This is a genomic window from Polycladidibacter hongkongensis, from assembly GCF_001561995.1.
GTDB classification, from domain to species: Bacteria; Pseudomonadota; Alphaproteobacteria; order Rhizobiales; family Stappiaceae; genus Pseudovibrio; species Pseudovibrio hongkongensis.
In genome coordinates this window covers 490,935-512,879 of record NZ_LLWC01000022.1, presented here as the reverse complement: position 1 = coordinate 512,879, position 21,945 = coordinate 490,935, and the positions used below count along the sequence as shown (strand labels likewise).

The following is a 21,945-nucleotide window of genomic DNA, read 5'->3' as shown; positions in this document are numbered from 1 at the left end:
TTTCCTAATTAGTATTGCCGATAGATAATCTGATTTGTGCGTGTGTTCGAAGAGGCATTCGGTGTTACGCAGCCCTCTTGGTCGCGCGCTGTTAAGAGATGGTGCCAATTAAATGACCAGTTCCATGGTTTCTGAGATCGTTGACTTCAAGTCTTTATCGCTTGAATCCAATGTTGAGAAGCGCGGTGAGCTTGCCCGACAGGTTGCGTTGCTGTTTTCCAAAACGTGGGAACGGTGTTCGGAAGAGCAAATCGACATTTATGATGATGTAATGATGCGGCTGTCGGAGATGGTCGAGGTACAGGCGCGTGTCTACATGTCTGAGTGTCTTTCCAGCTTGCGGCGAGCACCAGAAGAGACTGTGCGCCAGCTTGCAAAAGACGAGATTGAAGTTGCAGCTCCCATACTGCGGAAGTCGACAGTTTTGCGCGAACAGGATCTACTAGAAATTGCCGGTGCTCTCAGTGATGCGCACCGAATGGCAATTGCGGAACGTGAGATTATCTCTGAGCCAGTATCTGAGGTGTTGGTCGAGAAGGGTGACAAGCCTGTTCGCCTGCAAGTGGCTGCGAATGATGGCGCGATGCTGAATGAGCGTGTGGTTGAAAAGCTCATGCAGGATGCGCGTGAAGACGAAACGATGCAGTATTCGCTTGGGGCACGCGGCGATCTTGCTGATGAGCAAATTGAGGAATTGATCGGGTTTGCCAGCGAGCAAGTGAGGTTGCGCTTGCTGGAGACCGGTCGCTCTGATGATGCGGCGCGGTTGCCACATGCGGCCCGATTTGCTGCACAGAAGCTTTCCAACGACTACTGGTTGGCGCGCTACGATTTTGAGACCGCTGCAGGGCGTGTTTTGGGGCTAGCGCGCGATGGCAAGCTTAATGAGACCGTTTTGCGCCGATTTGCAGAGGAAGAGCGTTTCGCAGAGGCTGCGGCTTGTTTTGCCTTGCTGGCTGGTGTTGGTTATGAAGAGGCGAAGCACTGGATGGTACGCAATGATACCACTCCGTTTATCAGTGTTTGCCGGGCGATCGACCTTAATTTGATGACGCTGCAAGCACTTCTCAAAATTGGTCCTTGGCGTTATCGCCTCACAGCGAAGGATCGGCAGCAGGCGATTTCCAGCTTCCAAAAAATGGATCTGAGTAAGGCGCGTAAAGTGCTGCAGCAATGGAAAGAAGGCTGGTCTGACTAAGCTCTCAACACACTTACTGCGAAAGGGTCGGCTCTGCCGGCCTTTTTTTATTGGTTTTGTTTTTCTAAAGGGAATGTTGAAGAGAGCGCGTGGACTCCCTTGAGAAGGATGGGTTGCTCAGCTCGCTAAATAGGTATAAAGATATCTTTATATGAGTTTAGGTGGTGGGATGATCAGCGCAATAAGAGCGACGAGCAAACTGGCGGATATGCAGGCGGAGGATGTGGTAGCGGTGCTGCGTGCATGCGGTGAAACAACGCGTTTACGGCTGCTCAGTCTGCTGTCGCAAAGTGAGCTGACTGTAAAGGACCTAACGGGGATTCTTGGGCAAAGCCAGCCGCGTATCAGCCGCCACCTTAAGCTGCTGACCGAGGCGGCCATAATCGAGCGCTACCCGGAAGGGTCATGGGTCTATTACCGGCTAGGCGAGGGGAGCTCGGCGCGAATTGCTCGCGATGCGTTGTTGCATGTCAATCAGGCGGATCCGATTGTAGCAGCTGATTTTGACCGACTTGCAGCGCTGCGGCGTGCTAAAGCCACGGAAGCGGCAGATTATTTTGCAGGGCGGGCAGAAACATGGGATGCGGAGCGCAATCTGCATGTGCCCGAGACCGATGTAGAAGCCGCGATGCGGGCCATGGTCGGCAATGGGCCCTTGCAGAGTTTTCTTGATCTTGGCACCGGAACGGGCAGACTTTTGGAAGTGTTTGCGGATTGCTATGAGCGTGGCATCGGCATTGATGCCAGTGGTGACATGCTGACAGTGGCTCGCGCCAATCTGGAGCGGGCGGGCATTACAAATGCGCAGGTGCGGCAGGGCGATATCTACGCCTTGCCCGTTACGCCGGGCCAAGCGGATCTGACGGTTGTGCATCAGGTGTTGCATTACCTTGAAGAACCGGCACGGGCCATTGCTGAGGCCGCGCGAACCTTGCGGCCCGGCGGGCGGTTGCTTCTGGTTGATTTTGCGCCGCACGATCTTGAGTTTTTGCGAGAGAAGCATGCGCATCGCCGCTTGGGCTTTGCGCAGGAGCAGATGCAGCGTTGGCTTGAAGATGCGGGGCTTGAGTTGAACGCATATAACCAGCTCAGCCCACAACGCGCCGAAACAGACAAATTATCCGTGGGGCTTTGGCTGGCCAAAGACCCGCGCATCCTAACGGATTTGCCAGTTGGCACAGAAAACAGGGAACTAGCCTGATATGACTTCTTCACTCCTTGACCGCCGCTTTCGCCTGAACAGCGCCAGCAATATCTCTGTTTCCTTCGAGTTCTTTCCCCCGAAGAACGAGCGCATGGAAGAACAACTTTGGAGCTCTATCAAGCGGCTTGAGCCACTTGGGCCAGCGTTTGTGTCGGTGACATATGGTGCGGGCGGATCCACCCGCGAACGCACGCATTCCACCGTATCGCGCATTGTGAACGAAACCAGCTTGAAACCAGCAGCGCATCTGACTTGTGTTGATGCAACCAAGGAAGAGGTGGATGATGTAGTCCGCTCCTATTGGGATGCGGGTGTTCGCCACATTGTGGCGCTGCGCGGTGACCCGGCTGCCGGTGTGGGGGCACAGTACATCCCGCCGGAGAATGGTTATCAATCGACTGCCGATCTGGTGGCCTCGATCAAGCGTATCGGTGATTTCGAGGTATCCGTTTCGGCCTACCCAGAGCGGCACCCGGAGAGCCGCAGCTGGGATGTGGAGCTGGATGTGCTCAAAGCGAAGGTTGATGCGGGCGCAACACGTGCTATTACGCAGTTCTTCTTTGATAATTCAGATTATTTGCGATATGTGGAGCGCGTGCAGGCTGCAGGCATCAACATCCCGATCATTCCGGGGATTGTGCCGGTACTCTCCTTCAAGGGGATTGCGGGTTTTGCGCGTAAGACGGGGGCTTCGGTGCCTAATTGGTTGGCGCGCCGCTTTGAGGGATTGGATGATGATCCCCGTACGCGTGAGCTGGTTGCTGCCGCTGTTGCGGCGGAGCAGGTGCTGGATCTGGTGGATCAGGGAATCGACGAGTTCCACTTCTACACCATGAACAAGGCAGATCTGGTCTACGCAATTTGCCACATGCTGGGCCTGCGCGAGAAAACCCCTGCAATTTCGGCATAAACGCCGGATACCTTATAGTTTTTCAAAGCCGAATTGCGGCACTACACACGAGCGAGTAACAGTTTCCATGGTGACCCAAGCAACCTTCAAAGGCCAAGAGATTTTCGAGGCGCTGCACAAAGCTGCAAGCGAGCGCATTCTGGTGCTCGACGGGGCCATGGGAACGATGATCCAGCAGCTGAAACTGGATGAGGCTGGGTATCGCGGGGAGCGCTTCGCTGACTGGGGGCAGGACGTGCAGGGCAACAATGATTTGTTGATCCTGACGCAGCCGGATGCGATCCGTAAAATCCACTTGCAGTATTTGCAGGCCGGTGCCGATATTATCGAGACCAATACCTTCTCCTCTACCTCCATTGCGCAGGCTGATTATGGCATGGAGGAGCTGTGTTATGAGCTTAACCTTGCTGGAGCGCGTCTTTGCCGAGAGGCGGTTGAGCAGATGTTGGCGGAGGACCCTGCACGGCCGCGGTTTGTGGCAGGTGGCCTTGGCCCAACCAATCGGACGGCTTCTATCTCGCCGGATGTGAACAATCCCGGTTTTCGGGCCGTTACCTTCGATCAGCTGAAAGACTCCTATGCGGATGCGACCCGCGGTCTGATTGATGGCGGTGTGGATCTCATTCTGGTTGAGACCATCTTTGATACGCTGAATGCGAAGGCGGCGCTGTTTGCCATTGAAGAAGTGTTCGCAGAAAAAGGTATCAAGCTGCCGGTTATGGTTTCTGGAACCATTACCGATTTGTCTGGTCGGACCCTTTCGGGGCAGACACCTGAGGCGTTTTGGAACTCCGTGCGCCATGCGCAGCCCCTGTCAATCGGCTTGAATTGTGCGCTGGGTGCAAAGGAGATGCGTGCGCACGTGGCGGAAATCAGCCGCGTGGCCGATACGCTGGTTTGTGCCTACCCAAATGCGGGCCTGCCGAACGAGTTGGGGCAGTATGATGAAAGCCCTGAACAAATGGCGGAGCTGGTGGGTGAGTTTGCCCGCAGCGGTTTGGTCAATATTGTTGGCGGGTGCTGTGGTACCTCGCCAGATCATATTGCCGCGATAGCCGGGGCTGTTAAAGGCGTTGCGCCGCGTTTGGTGCCAGATGTGCCGCGCCTGATGCGTTTGTCCGGTTTGGAGCCGTTTACGCTGACGAAAGAAGTGAACTTCGTTAATGTGGGTGAGCGTACCAACGTGACCGGCTCGGCGCGGTTCCGCAAGCTGATTAAGAATGGAGATTATGATACCGCGCTTGATGTGGCCCGCTCGCAAGTGGAGAACGGTGCGCAGATCATCGATATCAATATGGATGAAGGGCTGCTTGATAGTGAGGAGGCGATGGTGACCTTCCTCAACCTGCTTGCCGCAGAGCCGGATATCGCGCGGGTTCCTGTGATGATTGACAGTTCGAAATGGAGTGTGATCGAAGCTGGCTTGAAATGCGTTCAAGGCAAGGCGGTGGTGAACTCTATCTCGATGAAAGAGGGCATTCCGGCATTTAAGGAGCAGGCCGAGCTGATCCGTCGTTATGGCGCCGCGGTTGTTGTCATGGCATTTGACGAGACCGGGCAAGCGGATAGCTTTGAGCGTAAAGTGGAGATTTGTAAGCGCTCCTACGAAATCCTGACGCAGGAAGTGGGCTTCCCGCCGGAAGATATCATTTTTGATCCGAACGTGTTTGCCGTGGCTACCGGGATTGAGGAACACGACAATTACGGCGTTGATTTTATCAATGCGACCCAGTGGATTTCAGAGAATCTGCCGCATGCGCATATTTCGGGCGGGGTTTCAAACCTGTCATTCTCTTTCCGTGGGAATGAGCCTGTGCGCGAGGCGATGCACTCAGTCTTTTTATATCATGCTATTCAGGTTGGCATGGATATGGGCATTGTGAATGCGGGGCAGTTGGCGGTCTATGACAACTTGCCGGAGGAATTGCGCGAGCTGTGCGAAGATGTGGTGCTTAATCGCCGGGCTGATTCTACGGATCGCTTGCTTGAAGTTGCCGACAAATTCAAAGGAATCGGTGGCAAAAAGCGCGAGGTTGATCTGACTTGGCGTGAGGGAACTGTGGCCAAGCGGTTAGAGCATGCGCTGGTGCATGGGATCACCGATTTCATTGTGGAGGATACCGAGGAAGCGCGGCAAAGCTTCGATCGGCCTTTGCATGTGATTGAAGGGCCGTTGATGGACGGCATGAACGTTGTCGGTGATTTGTTTGGTGCAGGTAAGATGTTCTTGCCGCAGGTGGTGAAGTCTGCGCGGGTGATGAAAGCTGCGGTCGCCTATCTGATGCCGTTTCTTGAAGAGGAAAAGGCACGGCTTGGGCTGGATGAGAGCTCTTCCAACGGTAAAATTTTGATGGCGACGGTGAAAGGCGATGTGCACGATATCGGCAAGAACATCGTTGGCGTGGTGTTGCAGTGTAACAATTTCGAGGTGATCGACCTTGGGGTGATGGTGCCTGCAACAGAGATTCTCTCAAAAGCCAAAGAACACAATGTTGATATCATTGGCTTGTCCGGACTGATCACACCATCGCTTGACGAGATGTGCCATATCGCCTCTGAGATGGAGCGGGAGAATATGGATATTCCGCTGCTAATTGGCGGGGCGACCACATCCAAGCTGCACACGGCGGTGAAGATCCACCCGAACTATGATCGCGGTCAAGCGATCTATGTAACTGACGCAGGCCGTGCCGTTGGTGTTGCCTCCAAGTTACTCTCTGAAGAACAGCGGGTTGTTTATCTGGATGAAATCCGCGCCGAATACGCACAAATCGCTGAGAAGCACGCGCGTGGTAAAAAACAGAAGAGCCGCGCAAGCATTGAGTCTGCGCGGACCAATGGCTTTAAAACCGATTTTGAGCAACACACGCCAACACGTCCGAGTTTCTTTGGTACCAAGAGCTTTCGTGACTTCCCGCTGGAAGAGCTGGTGCCATACATTGACTGGACGCCGTTCTTTACCACATGGGAAATCAAAGGCACGTATCCTGCCGTCTTGAACGATGACAAATACGGCCCGGCGGCAACTGCGCTCTATCAGGATGCGCAGGCGATGCTTAAGGAGATTGTCGAGGGTAAGCTGCTGCAAGCCAAAGCGGTGATTGGCTTCTGGCCCTGTGGGCGCGATGGCGACGACCTTGTTGTGTACACAGATGAAAGCCGCAGTGCCGAGCTGACCCGGCTGCACACACTTCGTCAGCAAATGGATCGGCGGAACTCGGATCGTGGCAATATGGCACTTGCGGACTTTATTGCGCCGGTAGGAAGCGGTGTTGCCGACTATATCGGTGGGTTTGCCGTGACCACCGGGCATGGGGAAGATGCGCTGGCGGCGCACTATGCAGCGCAAGGGGACGATTACAACAAAATCCTCAGCCAAGCGTTGGCTGACCGGCTTGCCGAGGCATTTGCAGAGAAGATGCACGAGTTGGTGCGAAAGGACTATTGGGGCTATGCCCCTGACGAGAGCTACGCTAATGATGAATTGATCCGCGAAGCCTATGACGGTATTCGGCCTGCACCGGGCTATCCTGCACAACCAGATCATACCGAGAAAGGTACATTGTTCGAGCTACTTGACGCTGAAGCTGCGGCTGGCATTAAGCTCACCGAGAGTTACGCCATGTGGCCGGGATCTGCGGTTTCGGGTTTGTACTTTAGTCACCCGCAGGCGGAGTATTTCGGAATTGGAAAGATTGAACAGGACCAAGTGGAAGATTATGCGCGGCGTAAAGGCTGGAGCCTTGAAGAGGCCGAGCGTTGGCTGGCACCGATCCTCAACTATATTCCTTCGACGCGGGTGAGCGCTGCTGAATAGGGGCAAATACCGCTGTTGTGATGACGAGAAGCTCCGCCAATGCGGGGCTTTTTTTAGTCGACTGAAGGTCCATACAAAAAAGTAAATAGTCTGTTCAGTTTTATTGCGCTTATCGCTTCTGCGTGGCGTGCTTATATAGTTCTCAGTGAACAGCAAAAGGATGCTAGTCAGATGAGTACTGTAAAAAAAATTCTGAATGTTCAATCTTCTGCTCGAAAAGAAGGTTCTTTTACCCGCGAGCTTTCGCAGAAAGTTATTGATCGGTTTGGCGGCGCGCACGTGGTTGAGCGTGATGTGAGCGCTGGCCTGCCTTTGGTTGATGAAATGTGGATGGGCGCTGCTCACACGCCCGCCGATGCGCGTAGCGATGAGCAAAAAACCGCGCTTGCGCTGTCTGATGAACTGATCAATGAGTTGCGTGCGGCAGATGTCATCGTAGTTGGCGCACCATTTTATAATTTTTCGATGCCTGCATCTTTAAAGACTTGGATCGATCAGGTGGCGCGCGCTGGTGAAACTTTTTCTTATACCGAGGATGGGCCGAAGGGGCTACTTGAGGGCAAGAAAGCCATTATTGTTGCCGCTAGTGGCGGCGTGCCTGTTGGCTCTCCTATCGATTTTAATGTTCCCTACCTTAAGCAGGTGCTGGCGTTTATCGGTATCACCGAGGTGGAAGTTGTTGCTGCGGTAGGTGTTGCGATGAAGCCAGAGGAGGCCCGCAGCGAGGCAGAAGCGGCGATTGCGGCGCTTTCGTTGGCAGCATAACAAGAGAACTGCAAAGAAAAAGGGCCTGCAATTGCGGGCCCTTTTGTATTCTTATAAGAGTTTTCTGTTCTGTTAGATTACCCCAAGCACTATTGCTGCTGCAAAGGTAAATGCGACGGTTACCGCGATGATGTTTAAACTGCGTGTTACTGTCATCCCACACCTCCATACTCACTCAACACATAAAGAGTATGTGACAAGAGCAGCTTTGAAAAGAATAAAATATGGGCTGTATGGAATTGACAGGGTGATAAACCTGTGACTATGCGGTGTTTGAAGCTGAAATTGGCATAAAACCTACGAAATTTAAGGTGAATGTTGATTGTATTTCTATGGATACATAAGTTTTTGCTGTGAATATTTTATGGTATTTCACAGGTGGGGCAATTTGCCCCGCCTATTTTCGCGGATGTAAAACTAATGGGTACAGTCTTGCTGGGCTGGACTATTTGCAAAGTTTCTGAACCCCGGAATATGTGGTGAATGTGCCTGTTTGCGGGTTGAAGCTGCGATATTTCATAGAACAGTAGCGGAACCACTCCCGTGTCCACGGTACGGGGCTTTGGGCATGGGTGACCAGCTGCATCGGCTTGCCATTTGATGGTGCGGGCCGCCAGTTCTGACCCACTGGAACCGGGAGTGGCACGGGTTGTGCGTGGGCATTGCCGTAATGCTGCGGGTAAGGGCGCGGCGGGGTGTATGTAACTTGCGGGGCTGGGTGGTGCGTGTCCTCGTTCAAAGCGCTGGTCAAAATCATGCCTGCCGCGAGCCCGATAATGCCGATGGCTGCGATCTCGCCCGCATCCAGATCGTCATCGTCCTCGTGATAGTGATGATGGTGAACTACTTTAGTTTTGTGTTTGCGGTGCTTTTTCTTTTTGTGCTTGCGATGCTTGGTGACCTTAACGGTTTTTTCCTTGTAAATTTTGGTCGTTGTTGTGGTCACGGTTTCTGCGAATGCGCTGGTTGCGCCCTGCATGATAAAAGTGCTGGCAATCAGGCTGGCAATAATATTCTTTCTAACGGACATAGGTGTGTCTCCCGGTTATCGGCTGTTGAAGCGATAATGGGCGATTCCCTCTGAATGCGTTTTTATGTGTTCATTCATGTTCGGTTCAGGCTGTCCGCGCATAGTTACCGGTGAATTATTGTTGGAAACCGAATTAATTCTGTAAAGAAGTAGTTCTATGCGGGTATTTTGCCTGAATTGCGCGAAATTAATTAGGAATAATAACCTTAGTTAAAGATCTGAATATATCAGGCTTCAGTTAACTAAATTACGTAGTTATAATGTGGAATGTGCTTAGATCAATTTCATTGGATCTATAAAGGCAGTAGTAGATCGACATTGTTGATTTGAATCTATTGTCAGAAAGTTGTGCGTCATGACAAGTTTAAGCGCTGAAGACACGGCCTTTGGTCTTCGCAGGGGTCGAAGCCTCCGGCTATACGATCCGTTGGTTTTTGGGGTTACAAATCGGCTCATTTGGCGGGCCTCGACGCAAAAACAGTTGGAGTTTTACAATAGTTGGGTCAGTTCTAATCACTTAGAAGTGGGCGTGGGATCCGGTTTTTTTGTTGACCATTGCCACTTTCCTCATCCCCCACGTTTGGCGCTGATGGATGCAAGCAAGGATTGTCTAACCTTTTCGGCAACACGGTTGCAGCGGTATCGCCCTTCTATCCATGAACACGATATTCTTAATCCTATACAATGGGAGCGTGAGGGCTTCGATAGTATCTCGTTGGGCTATTTGCTGCATTGCTTGCCCGGGGCGATGCCCGAAAAATCGATAGTCTTTAAGCACCTTAAGCCACTGATGAAGCCAAAGGGGGTTTTGTTCGGCTCTACCTTGCTTGGGCGTGAGGAGCAGGAAACATGGGCGGCCCGCCAGCTGATGGACTATTACAATCGCCGTGGTGTTTTTTCCAATCGGGATGACAATGTGGATGCGTTGAAGTTTGAGCTTGAGTGCAATTTTGGAGTATTTGAAGTGAAGCGGGTTGGCTCTGCTGCGTTCTTCTGGGCGAAGCTGTAAGCGTGCGTTGCCTGCAATTATGGATTGAATTTTTTCAATAATCCCGTTACGTCATCTCTTTATTGAAAGAGAATGCAGCTGGAGGCTTTATGCCACAAGAGATTGCTGATGACGTAGCGCGGGCAGCCGGTGCGGCTGTCTATTCGTCGCGGACACTAAAGGCCTATGACTTTATTGTGCATGGCTTTTCAAATCGGTACTTATGGAAGGTGCGCACAGCGGAACTGATCAGTTTTTATTCGCAGAATATGGTGGGTGCGCATCTCGATGTGGGGGTGGGGAGCGGCTACTTTTTAGAGAAATGCGCCTTCAAAGCGCTTGACCGATTGGTGTTGATGGATCGCAACCGGGATTGTTTGGAGTTTGCTGCGGAACGGGCGCAGGGCGTGGAGCCTGAGCTGTTGCAGGCTGATGCCTTTGAACCCGTTGCTTTTGAACCTGAAAGCTTTGATAGTGTCTGCCTTGGCTATCTGCTGCATTGTTTACCGGGGTCAATTGCTGACAAGGCTGTGGTGTTTGACAATCTCTTGCCGCTACTGAAGCCGGGAGCGGTGCTTTATGGCGCCACAATTCTGGGTAAGGGGCTGACGCCAAACTGGGGCGCGCGCAAGCTGATGGCGCTCTACAATGAAAAGGGTGTCTTCTGCAATCTTGAAGACACGCTGGACGATCTGCAACGTGCCCTTGATACGCGCTTTGATCAAGTGGATGTGAAGCTGCACGGCAATGTGGCGCTCTTTAAAGCTATTCGGCGCTAACAGCTTGAATTAATCGCATGGGAGCTGGGGGAAGAACGTTGGTTCATCTCCCGGCTGCCATTTGGGCCATTTGGTGCCAAAAACGCTGGCAAACAACGGTGTTGCCACGCGCTCGGATAGCCAAGTCTGTACAGGCTTTGGCGCTTCGCTGGCAAAGCGTTCTGGCGCTGCATTGCAGAATTGTCGGACAAAGGGAAATAGGGCTTGGTCTGCCAAACTTGGCGTCCTGCCAAATAGGTAGGGTGTTTTCTCAAGCCGGTTTGCAAGTTCCCGTAAGGCGGAGATAGCAGAGGCGTAGTGTTCGTCTGGATTTGCGCCTTCAAAGCGGCTGGCGTACTTGAACCGATCAAGGTGGTGTTTGAAGGGACCGTCCATATGCGCGATGAGGGCGAGCATGTCGTCAAGACTGCCTGCTTGAGGTGAAAGCCAGTTTTGCGGATCGTTGCCGCGCAGGGCCCAAAGCATGATATCAAGCGACTCATCAATCACGCTCTGATCTGGTAGCTGCAGCACCGGCACGGTGCCTTTGGGCGAGATTTCCAACATATGGGCAGGCTTATCGCGCAGCACGATTTCCCGTAGTTCCACGCGTGTCTGGCTGGCGCAGATGGCGAGACGCGCGCGCATGGCATAAGGGCAGCGGCGAAAAGAGTAGAGCAGGGGAAGACGGATCATGAATTCAGGTGGCCTGTAGCTGGTTCATCTGTCGCACGGTCATACAGCTTTTGCTGCTCTTCGGCTTGCAAAAAAGCTTCAACATGGGGAGCGATTGGTGGACAGGTCGCGCTGATACCTGCTTCATTCATCCATGACTGGATCTGCACAAAGGCACGAGCTTTTCTATCATACATGCCTACACGTACCAAAGCTGAGGCTGCGACAACACCTTTGTGCTTGCCGCTCAGCAGGCGAAAACGTTGCTCAATGACGCTGGTGCTTTCGTTCCAGTAAACGATGCGGCTTTCGAGCTGAAACTTCTGGAACAGGCCAATCTCGCGGCGAAAGCGGATAGAGGCGGCAGAGACAACGGGCATCCACTTATTTTTCCAGACGGCACGCCAGAGGCCGGCGCGCAGCAGGATATCGATACGGCCGATATCCATGAGAGTTAGATACTGGCCATTGTTGAGGTGGATGTTGGTGTCGATATCGGTCGGCAGCACGTGGTATTGCAGCTTGGACGTCTCCAATGGATCAGAAAAGCGTTTGGCAAATGGGCTGGCGAGAAGAAACAGAAAAAGGCGAAACCAGAGGCGCATTGGAAGGTGCTCGATTATTCAAGTAAGGTAGTGTGACCTTAAGGTAAAGTTACGTGGTTTGAAATGCGCTCTTGGTGTCTTTTCCTCTAAATATTTATCCTTAAAAACTCAAGGGTTGTACTATGGCGCAGGTTTGCAACGCTCCTAACCGTTGTTCAGGTCGTAACCGACCAGAAACGGGGGATGCTATGCAGAGTTTTAAGCTAACCAGCTGGAATATCGAGCATGCGGACAAACTGCTAGATGCCGTGTCGGATAGTGATGCAACCAAAGCGCGGCATGCCCGCGCGCGGATGGCAGCGATTAAGGACGAAATCAGCGCGCTGGGTGCCGACGTGCTGCTCATCTGCGAGGGGCCTTGCGGTGAAGTGCGGGCGCGGACGTTTTTTGATGAGGTGGCGCCTGATTATGAGCTTGTGGTGCGCGGGACAGATGACGCGGATGCCTATGGCATGCAGGGGGCGAGTGGGCCCTTTGGGCGGCAGTGGATCTGGTTTTTGCTGCGCAAGGGGGCGCGGCTGCGGGGGCAGCTCCTGCATCTTGATCAATGGCAAGAGCTAACGGAAGTCAACTCCAAGGGGATGCACAAGGATGGTTCTTGGCCGGTTTCTTTCCCGCAGCTGCGCGATGATCGACTGGAATTTGCTGTTGATCGCAGCCATAGTTATTGGCGCCATCCGCAGGTCTTGCAGCTTGATGTTGATGGACACTTTTGCGAAGTGATCGGCCTTCACTTGAAGAGCAAGCACACCAGCACGCGCCATGATGGCGGGGTAAGCGATGATGACTTTTTTGCACGGAACCCGAAGTTGGTGGCGGAGCTGATCAAGGATCGAACCAAAATATCAACAGAATGCGCGGATGTGCGCCACTATATCGAGCAGCGGTTTGCCGCGCAGGCGAGTGCGGCGATTATTGTTGGTGGGGATATGAATGATGGGCCAGCCAAAGAGCGGATCGAGCGGCGGTTTATGTATCATGATCTGCTTGGTGGCTTACAGGGGGATGTGTTCTTTGCGCGGCGCTTTTTAAACCATGCGCTGTTTGATGCGCCAGATGGGGAGCGTTGGAGCGTGCAATTTGAGGACAAACTTGATCCGGGCCGAGATCCGCATATTTTGCTGGATCATGTCTTGTTTACCCAGAGTTTTACCAATGCTGTTGGCGTGGAACCATTTGCCTTTAAGGCACGGCGCGGCGGCGGGAAGGTGGAGCACGAGGTGCATCAACGAATTGCCGGGCCAAGGCCTAAATACGCCACAACCAGCGACCATCGGCCAATCTCAATGGTGTTTGATCGTCGCTAAAAATGGTGAGATAGAGGCAGGCTGGCGAGTTGCCCTTTTGCGATGATACTTCCGCCAGCCTGCCCCGCTACCGCTAAGCGGGACGTCCCCAGCCGCCGCTTGTCGGAGTGACTACAGTTACGGCCTCACCTGCTTGCAAGGTGGTTTGGTCGCAGGCCTCCAAGCCCTCGATTTGGCCGGAGAGACGGCGCACATAGGTTTTGCCAAGTATGCCATCCTCGCCGCCTGCCATGCCTTTGGGGGCGATGGTGCGGTGTGAGGATAAAATGGCGCATTCCATTTCTTCTAAGAAGCGGATGGTGCGGTGCGTGCCATCGCCGCCCTTCCATTGGCCTGTGCCGCCAGAGCCCTTGTTGATATGGAAGTCCTCAAGCATGACAGGATAGCGGAACTCTAGGATTTCCGGATCGGTCAGGCGTGAGTTTGTCATGTGTACATGTACGGCATCTGTCCCATGGAAGCCGGGTCCCGCTGGTGAGCCGGAGCACAGGGTCTCGTAGTATTGGTAGGTGTCGTTGCCGAATGTGAGGTTGTTCATCGTGCCTTGGCTGTTGGCCATGGCGCCAAGTGCTGCAAAGAGCGCGTTTGTGACATGCTGCGAGGTTTCCACATTACCGGCCACTACTGCGGCGGGATATTGCGGGGCGAGCATTGAACCCTTGGGCACCTTGATGGTGATCGGGCGCAGGCAGCCTGCATTCATCGGGATATTGCCGGGCACCATGACCCGGAAACAGTAGAGAACTGCTGCGCGGGTGACTGGCTCGGGAGCGTTGAAATTGTTGCCCAAAGTGTCACTGGTGCCGGTGAAATCAACGGTGGCTTGCCGGTTTTTCTTATCGACACTGATTTTAACGCAGATCTTGCCGCCGTGATCGATCGGGTACTCAAAGGAGCTGTCTTTCAGTGCTTCTATGACGCGGCGAACGCTTTCCTCTGCATTGTCTTGCACGTGGGCCATATAGGCTTGCACGGTTTGCAGCCCAAAATGGGCTGTCATTTTACGCAGTTCTTGGATGCCTTTTTCGTTAGCGGCGATTTGCGCTTTCAGATCAGCGATGTTTTGTGCCAGATTGCGCACCGGATAGGGATGATCGCTTAACAGGCGGGTGAGTGCCGCTTCTTGGAATGTGCCTTGATCTACCAGTTTGAAATTGTCGATCAGCACCCCTTCCTCTTCCACAGTGGTGGCTTTTGGTGTCATGGAGCCGGGTGCAGTGCCGCCGATATCGGCGTGATGCCCGCGCGATGCGGCCCAGAACAGGATTTCCTTGCCTTTTTCGTCAAACACGGGTGAGACAACGGTAATGTCTGGCAGGTGTGTGCCGCCATTGTAGGGCGCGTTCAGCGCAAAGACATCCCCGGGGGCGATGTTGCCCGCATTGCCAGCAATAATGGCCTCGACGGAGCGGTCCATAGAGCCAAGATGCACTGGCATGTGCGGGGCATTGGCAACCAGCGCGCCGGCTTGATCAAAAACCGCGCAGGAGAAATCCAGCCGTTCTTTGATATTGACCGAATAGGCTGTGTTTTGCAGGGTTACGCCCATTTGCTCGGCGATGGACATGAACAGGTTGTTGAACACTTCCAGCATGACCGGATCGGCCTTGGTGCCCACAGCGGCTGCATGGGCCATTGCGGTTACGCGCTTTAGGATGAAGTGGTTCTTGGCGTTTAGCTCGGCTTGCCAACCCGGCTCAACAACGATGGTGGCGTGTGGCTCCATGATGAGGCAAGGGCCGGATGCATTCATGCCGGGCAAGAAGGCTTCGCGGCGGTAAACGGGGGCGTGGCGCCACTCACCGCCGGAGAAAATTTGCGTTTGCTCTGCTGCTGGCGGCATGGCATCGCTCAGCGCGCTGTCTGGCTCGGAAAGGCCTGCGCCGCCGCCGATGGCTTCGACTTCCATAGCTTCGATGACGATTTGCTTGGCCTCATAGGCAAAGCCAAACTGCTTGGTGTGGGCGGATGTGAATGCGGCCAGCATGGCGGGCACATCTTGCGCGGTGTAGGCGATTGGCAAGGTGGTGTCGGTGCCGTCATAGCGCAGATGCGCTGTTTTGACGATGCGGATGGCCTCGGGCGCAACGCCTTGCGCCTTTACTTCTGCGAGGGTTTCTTCTGCAAGCTGTGCTGCCAGCTCTGTTGCCACTTGTAGCTCGCCTGCAATAAGGGGCAGGGTGAGCGAGCGCTGTCGGGTGGCACGGATATCTGCAAGGCCCATGCCATAGGCGGAGAGAATGCCGGAGAGCGGGTGGACAATAACGGTTTCCATCCCCAGCGCATCAGCCACCATACAGGCGCTTTGGCCGCCTGCACCGCCAAAACAGGTGAGCGCATATTCGGTCACATCATAGCCGCGTTGAACCGAGATTTTTTTAATGGCGCTTGCCATATTCTCGACGGCGATTTTCTGGAAACCTTCGGCAACTTGGGCGGCGTTCATGTTGCCCTGTGCTTTGCTGGCAAGTTCGGTGAAGGCGGTGGCTACTGCATCATAATCCAGCGGTTCGTTTTGCTGCGGGCCAAAGATTTTCGGGAAGTAGGCTGGGCTTAGTTTACCTGTCATGATGTTGGCATCGGTGACAGTAAGCGGCCCACCGCGGCGGTAACCTTTGGGACCGGGGTTGGCACCAGCGGATTCCGGGCCGACCTGAAAACGGCCTTCTTTAAACTGCAAGAGCGAGCCGCCGCCAGCAGCGACGGTGTGGATCATCATCATCGGGGCCCGCATGCGCACGCCAGCGACTTCGGTTTCAAAGGCGCGCTCATAAGCGCCATCAAAGTGGGAAACATCGGTGGAGGTGCCACCCATATCGAAGCCGATTACCTTGTCAAACCCTGCCATTTTCGAGGTTTCGACTGCGCCAACAACACCGCCAGCGGGGCCGGAGAGTATGGCATCTTTTCCCTGAAACAGAGAGGCATCGGTGAGCCCGCCAGAGGACTGCATAAACATGAGGCGGCAACCGGTACTTTCAATGTCCAGCTCGCTGGAGACCTGCTCCACATAGCGTCGCAGGATGGGCGAGAGGTAGGCATCAACAACGGTGGTATCGCCGCGGCCCACCAGCTTCATGAGCGGGGAGACTTCGTGGGAAACTGATATCTGCGTAAAGCCGATCTCATTGGCGATTGTTTTTAGCTTTAGCTCGTGGGCCGGGTAGGCATAGGCATGCATAAGCACAATGGCAATGGAGCGGATGCCCGAATTGAATGCGGCTTGCATGGCGTTGCGTGCCGCTGCCTCGTCCAGCGGGGTTTCGATGGTGCCGTCGGCGCGTACGCGTTCGCTAACTTCGCTCACAACCTCGTAGAGCAGCTCGGGCTTGATGATTTCCTTGGCAAAGATATCGGGGCGCGCCTGATAGCCGATCTCTAGCGCATCGCGGAAGCCCTTTGTGATGATGAGAGCCGTACGATCGCCTTTGCGCTCCAAAAGGGCGTTGGTGGCGACGGTGGTGCCCATTTTAACAGCGTTGATTTGTTCAGCGGGAATGCGCTCTTGCGGACCAAGGCCCATAAGGTCGCGGATACCTTGCAAAGCGGCGTCACGGTAGGCCTCGGGGTTTTCTGAAAGCACTTTATGGGGGCGCAATTCGCCCTCAGGGGTGCGGCCAACGATATCGGTGAAGGTGCCGCCGCGATCAATCCAGAAATCCCACTTTGCTGTTGTCATCTGATTCAAGCCCACTAGAATAAAGAATAGGTAAGATAGCTACATTTTGTCGACATTTTGTCAATGAAATATTCGTGTCTTTAGGGGGATGCGTTGAAAAGTGAGGTCGGTTTGAGCGAAGCGAGCAAAGATATCGGGCCGGTTGTTTCTGCGGCGCATCTGGCGCAGGGCGACTTACCGGCACTTTCAGAAATTGAATTTGCCGTTACAATGATGGTGCACGCCTATCAACGCTGGATGGTGCGTTGCATGGCAGCGTGCGGCGGCGAGGGGTTGTCGTCGCTGGAAACGCAGGTGTTGCACTCGGTCAATCATCGTGGCCGGGAGAAAACACTGGCGGATCTTTGCCTTGTGCTCAATATCGAGGATACGCATACCGTTGCCTATGCTTTGAAGAAGCTGGAGAAGGCGGGGCTGATTTGCTCTGGCAAGCGGGGCAAGGAAAAGACAGTGGCGATCACTGCAAGCGGGGAAGAGATTTGCGATCAGTATCGCAAATTGCGTGAGGCGCTATTGGTGCGGCCAATCAAAGAGCTGGGGCTTGACGAAACGGAGCTTTCGCGGTTGGCAGCAACGCTGCGATCTGTTTCGGGGCACTACGATCAAGCGGCAAGAGCAGCAGCTGCCATGTAATGTGAGATGTTGGGTAAAGGCCAATTGCGGCGGAGATGAAAAAGGGCAGCGCGTGGCTGCCCTTTTGGGTATGTGAGCATTTCTATTAATGCTAGAATTGCTTTGCGAGTGTAAGCTTGAACTCGCGCCCCTTGAGAACGCGGCCAGTGCCTGGAGTTACGACTTTCTTATCGAAAATATTATCGATAGACGCGCGCAGCTCTACCCCTGCAAATGTGCCCTCAGATGGTTTCCAATCGAGGCTGGCACTATGAAGCGAGTACGCACCGGCCTTGAAATCTGGATTGTCGAATTCGGTTTTCGCTGCAAAAAACTTACTTCGCCATTTTGCCCGCAGGTCATATTCGGCAAAATTGTAGCCAACAGAGACAAAGCCGTTTAGCGGTGGTGCTGAATCGATGACGAGATTCTTGTCATGATTTTTCGCTTTGGTGTAGGAAAGCCCTGCTTCGGCAAAAATGGTTGGGCTGTTGTAGCTTGCTTCCAGCTCAACCCCGTAATACGTGGCTCGGTTCATGTGCTCGAACATGGCGCGATTGCTGGCATGATCGTAGTAGGCCACAAGGTGGTTTCTGATTGTATTGTGATAGACAGTCGTTTTTACGCGCAGCGCGTCTTGTTCCATCCAGAGATCGTTAAACGATAGGGCGACCCCGCCCTCAATATTGTCAGAGGTTTCCTTTTTAATCTGCGAGATGCTATCAGCAGTGTAGTTAGCGCCCCCCAGAGCCTCATCAATACTCGGCATACGCTCTGTATGGGCGAAGGAGCCAAACAGACCTAGATTGTCTGTCAGGTCATAGTAGGCGGCAAGCTTTGGCGAGAACGCGACATCGCTTGGGCCTTCCTTTGCCTTCACACCTTTTCCCGGGGTAATCGAGCTGTAGTCAAGGCGCACGCCAGGTGTAAGCACCAGATCCGGCAGTACTTCTATCTCAGCCTGAGCATAAGTGCCAAGGGTCAGGCTTTCCCCTTCCGGATGTGAGGAGGAGCCGGGCGCTACGCCAGCGGCCGAATAACGGGGATTGAGACGCTCTTGCTCGACAAACTCCAGCCCGTAGGTAAGGTAGGCGGGCATTGAAAGCTCGGTGATATCAGAGCGGTTTTCGATCTTTCCTTGCCAAGTTGTATAGGCGTACTCGGTCTCATCGCCGAAGGGCTTGTACATGTGGCCCCGCCAATGTCTGATTTCCTTTAGATCGCTCTGACGTGTTTTCTCTTTCGAATAGGCGAGCTGGACGGATACATCTAACAAGTCGTTGCCATTGAAAGAATTTTCATATTTCAGCACTGCGCTTTCGTTGCGGGCGCTACGATCTGCTGTCGCCATTCCGGAGAGCAATTGGGTTCGGTCATAGATCTGATCGTCGGCGTTGTACTGGCTGCGCTCGTAGCTTGCAGTCAGACTTTGGTCTTTATCCTCGCCAAAGGTGTATTTCAGCTTGGCTAAACCTGCGTAAACGTTGGTAGCGCCTTCATCCGCGGCAACGCTGTCACCTCCACCTTTATAGGCGAACTGTCTACCGAAGTTTAAGCTGCTAAGAAACTCGAGGTCTTCACCGATTTTAGCGGCGACCAAAGCAGACGTGTTGAAGCTGTTGCCGTTTGAACTCCAGTTTCCTTTGATGCGGCCACCGATAGACTTACCATCCTCAAGAAAATCACTGGCGTCCTTGGTTTCAATAGCGATGACGCCTGCCATTGCACCAGCGCCATAAAGCGTTGACCCAGCAGGGCCACGTAACACTTCGACGGACTTGTAAAGTTCCGGATCTGCGAAGAACGACCCCATGCGGTATTGTTCGAAGAACTTCTTAACGCCGTCTACCTGCAATATCATGCGGTTCTCGTCCGCAGCTAACGCAGCGCCAATACCGCGGATGTTGAAGGACTGGCCGAGGGGGGCATCAGGGTTAATCGTGGCAACGCCGGGCACATTCTCAAGGACTTCACCGATGGTGGTGGCCTGTTCTGCGTCGATCTCTTCCTGAGAGATCACGGTGACGGCCATCGGCGTCTCAATCGCAACCTTTTCTTTGCCAAGCGATAGGACGATATCTTCTAGTTTTGTAGTTGCTTCCTGAGCAAAAGAAGGTGTGATCTGGGTAAGTGCAAGTGCGGCCACGCTTGCGTAAAGCGCGGGCTTATAGCCATGGGGTAACATGCTATCGCCTTTTGGTGTTGTTTACGGGATAGCTGGCTATGCGAGTTCGGCTGGCTTTTACTGACAAATACGTAATATGAGTATTGTAGTCAAGATTAACTAGTTATAAAGCCTAGTGTGTTGCCAAAATAACACATATGAAGCGAGACTGTTATTGAGGCGAGGCTGCTAGTCTTGAACGGCAATTTGCTGCCGTTCCTTGGCTTTTTTGCAGCGGATGCCCTCGTGAGGGGCGGCGGGATTCACATAGCGCGGGCGGCCGAAATAGAAGCCTTGCACGAGGTGACAACCGCCAGCGCGAAGAATCTTCGCCTGTCGCTCTTGTTCCACACCCTCTGCTGTGATCTGCACATTCAACGAGCGACCCATGCCAATAATGGCGGTAATGATCGCATCTGTATGGGAATCCTCGCCAATCTTCTGGACAAAGGAGCGGTCGATTTTGATTTTATTAAAAGGAAACTTGGAGAGGTAGCTCAAACTGGAGTAGCCGGTGCCAAAATCATCCATGGCGATGGAAACACCCATACGACCAATTGTGCGAAGGGATTTCAGCACGCTCTCTGTGTCGGAAATCAGGAGCCCCTCGGTGATTTCGATTTCGAGACGGCGCGGGGGCAGCTTGGCGTTGCGCAGGGCGCTGGCGATTTGCCTTTCAATCTGGCCCGATTTGAATTGGGCCGGAGAGAAGTTCACGGCAACAGATATGGTCGGGTCGGACCAGCTGGCGGCGTCTTCGCAGGCTTTGCGCAGCACATATTCACCCAGATCCTCGATCATCCCGCTTTCTTCTGCGATGGGGATGAACACTTGTGGGCTGATAGCGCCGCGCTTGGGGTGTTCCCAGCGAAGCAGTGCCTCAAAAGCTTTTAGTCGGTTATCTACAAGCGAGACTTGCGGTTGGTACATCACTTGGAAACCATTGTTTTGCAAAGCGCTGCGCATTTCCTGTTCCAAATCGCGGCGTTCTTGCAGCTCGGCATCCATGCTGGCGTGGTACCATGTGTAAGTGGCGCGGCCTGCCTGTTTAGAACGATAAAGCGCTAAATCGGCGCAATGGAGCAGCTTTGACGGGCGCCAAAGTGAATCTCTGGCGCTGGCAACACCAAGGGAGAGCGATATTTCAAGCTCCTTGCCCTCGATCACACAAGGGGTTGAGCTGGCGGCAAGCAACCGCTCGGCGTAACCGGAAACTTCTTTTGGAGTGACATCGGCATCAATAATCGCGGCGAACTCATCACCTGAAATGCGTGAGGCAAGATGCTCGCCGAACACCATGCGCAACCGATCTGCGATGACTTGCAAAAACACATCGCCGACACCGTGGCCGTAGGTATCGTTGATTTGTTTGAACTTATCGACATCGATGGCGATCACGAACACGTTGCGCAGGTTTTTACTGGCGCGCTTTAGCGTTGCACTCAAGTGATCAGAAAAGACAGCGCGATTTGGCAAATGGGTGAGGGGATCATTGTGCGCCAAAAAGCGGATGGTGTGATTGGTTTTCCAGCGCTCGTTGACATGCCGCCAGCCGATTAACACGCTAATGCCGTAGATGACCATGGTGATCAGGAAGCTGATTAGCGAGATTTTCGCAACGGCTGTATAAAGAAGCGTCCCGGGAAGAACCGGCTTGATGGACTGCGAGAGGACCATAGCCGGATAACCAGAAAGCTCGATTGTTTCTTGGCGGATAAAAGTTGGTGCCCCCCAACGCAATAGCGAGAAGGTCGAGCTGGTTATGGGGGTGGAGCTTCGGCTAAAATGCTCCAGAGCGCTTTGCGAGATCGCGTGTTGCACGGGCGGTGAGTTGTGAGAATAGGCAATCAAAGGTAGGCCCGCGCTATCTGAGAGGCTGGCCTCGATGTTTTGGCTTTTAGATATGGCTTGGGCAAGCAAGTCGCGTAGCTGCCGTTTTGCCGCGGACGATGTTACGGCTGTGTGTCTATCGGATAGAGTGGGGAGCCCGTTCGCGATCTCGACAAGGGTGGGGGCGGTTTCGCTCAAGGATTGTGCAGCGGTGCGTGAATGGGCGCTGTACAGCGAATACTGATCAACGACGTATATGCATAAGCCGAGGATGAGTAAGCTGGCGAAAGTTATAATAGTGTACGCTGTGGTTCTGAGTGGAGGTGTCGAGTCCAACGCCTCTTCCTTTTAAACGCTACGTCGGTTGTTTACAGAGAGGAGGGCACCTTAGAACCGGTGATTT

15 protein-coding genes are annotated in these 21,945 nt (G+C 53.6%); 9 read left to right on the top strand and 6 right to left on the bottom strand.

Going from position 1 to position 21,945, the window contains the following annotated elements; all coding sequences use genetic code 11:
• Positions 1 to 112: 112 nt before the first annotated feature.
• The 5 genes from AYK82_RS10465 to AYK82_RS10445 all read left to right on the top strand — a co-directional run bounded on the left by AYK82_RS10465 (position 113) and on the right by AYK82_RS10445 (position 7,894).
• Positions 113 to 1,198, top strand: coding sequence for a DUF2336 domain-containing protein (locus AYK82_RS10465; RefSeq protein WP_068315065.1), 1,086 nt, complete (start codon positions 113 to 115; stop codon positions 1,196 to 1,198).
• Between the two features lie 208 nt (positions 1,199 to 1,406).
• A complete protein-coding gene (locus tag AYK82_RS10460; RefSeq protein ID WP_068315062.1) occupies positions 1,407 to 2,399 on the top strand; it encodes an ArsR/SmtB family transcription factor in 993 nt (330 codons plus the stop codon).
• Between the two features lies 1 nt (position 2,400).
• Positions 2,401 to 3,312 carry a methylenetetrahydrofolate reductase [NAD(P)H] gene (gene metF, locus AYK82_RS10455; protein WP_068315060.1) on the top strand — a complete coding sequence of 304 codons (912 nt, stop codon included), beginning with the start codon at positions 2,401 to 2,403 and terminating at the stop codon, positions 3,310 to 3,312.
• Positions 3,313 to 3,379: 67 nt separating this feature from the next.
• Positions 3,380 to 7,129, top strand: coding sequence for a methionine synthase (gene metH / locus AYK82_RS10450; protein WP_068315057.1), 3,750 nt, complete (start codon positions 3,380 to 3,382; stop codon positions 7,127 to 7,129).
• A 171-nt stretch (positions 7,130 to 7,300) separates the two neighbouring features.
• Positions 7,301 to 7,894 carry an FMN-dependent NADH-azoreductase gene (locus AYK82_RS10445; protein WP_068315054.1) on the top strand — a complete coding sequence of 198 codons (594 nt, stop codon included), beginning with the start codon at positions 7,301 to 7,303 and terminating at the stop codon, positions 7,892 to 7,894.
• 445 nt (positions 7,895 to 8,339) lie between these two features.
• Here the strand turns inward: AYK82_RS10445 and AYK82_RS18210 are convergent, their stop codons facing one another.
• The gene (locus AYK82_RS18210) at positions 8,340 to 8,924 is read right to left on the bottom strand and encodes a BA14K family protein (protein WP_068315051.1); all 585 of its coding nucleotides are present in this window, start codon (positions 8,922 to 8,924) and stop codon (positions 8,340 to 8,342) included.
• Positions 8,925 to 9,453: 529 nt separating this feature from the next.
• Here AYK82_RS18210 and AYK82_RS17980 point away from each other — a divergent pair.
• Positions 9,454 to 9,933: a class I SAM-dependent methyltransferase gene (locus tag AYK82_RS17980; protein ID WP_172795226.1), complete on the top strand. Its 480-nt coding sequence runs from the start codon at positions 9,454 to 9,456 to the stop codon at positions 9,931 to 9,933.
• A gap of 89 nt (positions 9,934 to 10,022) precedes the next feature.
• The gene (locus AYK82_RS10430) at positions 10,023 to 10,691 is read left to right on the top strand and encodes a class I SAM-dependent methyltransferase (RefSeq protein ID WP_068315045.1); all 669 of its coding nucleotides are present in this window, start codon (positions 10,023 to 10,025) and stop codon (positions 10,689 to 10,691) included.
• 9 nt (positions 10,692 to 10,700) lie between these two features.
• Here the strand turns inward: AYK82_RS10430 and AYK82_RS10425 are convergent, their stop codons facing one another.
• Together AYK82_RS10425 and AYK82_RS10420 are read right to left on the bottom strand one after the other, a co-directional pair.
• Complete coding sequence (locus tag AYK82_RS10425) at positions 10,701 to 11,366, bottom strand: glutathione S-transferase (RefSeq protein WP_068315043.1); 666 nt, start codon at positions 11,364 to 11,366, stop codon at positions 10,701 to 10,703.
• Positions 11,363 to 11,950, bottom strand: coding sequence for a thioesterase family protein (locus AYK82_RS10420; protein ID WP_068315040.1), 588 nt, complete (start codon positions 11,948 to 11,950; stop codon positions 11,363 to 11,365). Before AYK82_RS10420 ends, AYK82_RS10425 begins: the two co-directional genes overlap by 4 nt.
• A 188-nt stretch (positions 11,951 to 12,138) precedes the next feature.
• On the opposite strand from AYK82_RS10420, the gene AYK82_RS10415 reads away from it, so the two are divergent.
• Complete coding sequence (locus AYK82_RS10415; RefSeq protein WP_068315037.1) at positions 12,139 to 13,257, top strand: endonuclease/exonuclease/phosphatase; 1,119 nt, start codon at positions 12,139 to 12,141, stop codon at positions 13,255 to 13,257.
• 73 nt (positions 13,258 to 13,330) lie between these two features.
• On the opposite strand, the gene AYK82_RS10410 is transcribed toward AYK82_RS10415, so the two are convergent.
• Positions 13,331 to 16,936, bottom strand: coding sequence for a hydantoinase B/oxoprolinase family protein (locus AYK82_RS10410; protein WP_068315034.1), 3,606 nt, complete (start codon positions 16,934 to 16,936; stop codon positions 13,331 to 13,333).
• A 93-nt stretch (positions 16,937 to 17,029) separates the two neighbouring features.
• Here AYK82_RS10410 and AYK82_RS10405 point away from each other — a divergent pair, with 93 nt between their 5' ends.
• On the top strand, positions 17,030 to 17,569 hold the full coding sequence (locus AYK82_RS10405) for a winged helix DNA-binding protein (RefSeq protein WP_068315031.1): 540 nt from the start codon (positions 17,030 to 17,032) through the stop codon (positions 17,567 to 17,569).
• Between the two features lie 91 nt (positions 17,570 to 17,660).
• On the opposite strand, the gene AYK82_RS10400 is transcribed toward AYK82_RS10405, so the two are convergent.
• Positions 17,661 to 19,733 carry a TonB-dependent receptor domain-containing protein gene (locus AYK82_RS10400; protein ID WP_068315028.1) on the bottom strand — a complete coding sequence of 691 codons (2,073 nt, stop codon included), beginning with the start codon at positions 19,731 to 19,733 and terminating at the stop codon, positions 17,661 to 17,663.
• Positions 19,734 to 19,901: 168 nt separating this feature from the next.
• Entirely contained in the window at positions 19,902 to 21,878 is a 1,977-nt protein-coding gene (locus AYK82_RS10395) for a putative bifunctional diguanylate cyclase/phosphodiesterase (RefSeq protein WP_208976457.1), read from the bottom strand.
• Positions 21,879 to 21,945 lie beyond the last annotated feature (67 nt).